The following is a 1,266-nucleotide window of genomic DNA, read 5'->3' as shown; positions in this document are numbered from 1 at the left end:
CAAATCGTTCTTTGTCATTTTGAAATTTAGTTTTGTCAAAGAGGTCTCGAAGAGGCGTTTTATCGGTCAACGAGATGCTCAATATTTGAAGAACTTCGTATGTGCTTCTATCCGGTTGCATATCGTGTTGAACGATTGCCACCAAACAGTAAGTACATATAGCAGCGTAGACTTGTATCCGAACGGCATTCTCGGTAACACCCCAGAACTTTTTGATTTTGAGGTGTTGCTTCAGCCATTTGAAAAACAGCTCTACTTGCCAACGGTTCTTATAAAGTTCGGCAACCTGAAGGGCGGAAATATGCGTTGCATTCGTTAAGAAAACAAACTCGCGTTTTTGTTCTTCATCCCAATATCTGACCAAACGAAGCGGCTCTGGATAATATTGCTTGGGATAAAACCCAGTCAATTCGATAGTCATATCCGAAAGTACATTTTTGGGCAACCTTCGCTTCCACTTAACAGGCTTGTATTGAAGATTCTTTTTGGCTCTGACAACGAAGTAGGCACCTATCCGATGAATCCGATACAACATCTTGAAGTTGTTGTAAGCACGGTCAAAGATATAGCAGGAGCCAGATTCATAGGGAATTTCACTCATCGCTTTTGAGTCATGAACAGAAGCTTCGGTGATATGAAAGAATGCAGGTATCTGTGTTTCCACATCGTACAGTGTATGTACTTTGACGCCACCTTTCTTCTTGCGAAACTTCGCCCACCAGAATACGGAGAGGCATAAATCAATGGTTGTTGAATCAAAAGCATAAACGTTTCCACCGAGTTTGAAGATGTCGGTAACACGCTTCTGCCTTGCTTCGTTTACCAAGTAGTAGGCATACTCCTCAAAGATGTGATAGTCTCTATCTTGATTGGCTCTCGCCAAAGATGACCTTGAAACATTCCTGCCCATCCCCAGATGATAACATTTGGAATGGTGAGCATCAAGAGCGACAATCAAGTCTCGCAGACTCTCACGATTGGAGAGTTGTCCGAACATCAAAGAAAGCAGTTGATTCCAGCAAGTGAAATGCTTTACATAGCGATTCCCTTGGTACTTGTTGACTATTCGTCGAAACTTATCTTCATTCAGGAATGAGATTAATTGAGCAAACACATATTTCTCTTTATTCATTGCAGCCTTTGTTATAGGCGGCAAAGGTATCAAATGAAATCGTCGTGAAATCGTCGCGCTCGAAAAATCTCTGTAACTAACTAAATTTCAAACATTTCAAAGAACTATTTTGGATTTTAATGGGACAGCAATGA

1 protein-coding gene is annotated in these 1,266 nt (G+C 41.1%); it reads right to left on the bottom strand.

What is annotated here, in order from left to right; genetic code table 11:
* Positions 1–1,132 (bottom strand): IS4 family transposase (locus HPS54_RS12760; protein WP_172345769.1); only part of this gene is annotated, 1,132 nt, incomplete at its 3' end.
* Positions 1,133–1,266: the final 134 nt, after the last annotated feature.

This window comes from Xylanibacter caecicola (assembly GCF_013166515.1).
Taxonomy (GTDB): domain Bacteria; phylum Bacteroidota; class Bacteroidia; order Bacteroidales; family Bacteroidaceae; genus Prevotella; species Prevotella caecicola.
This window is presented reverse-complemented; position numbering and strand designations above follow the sequence as displayed.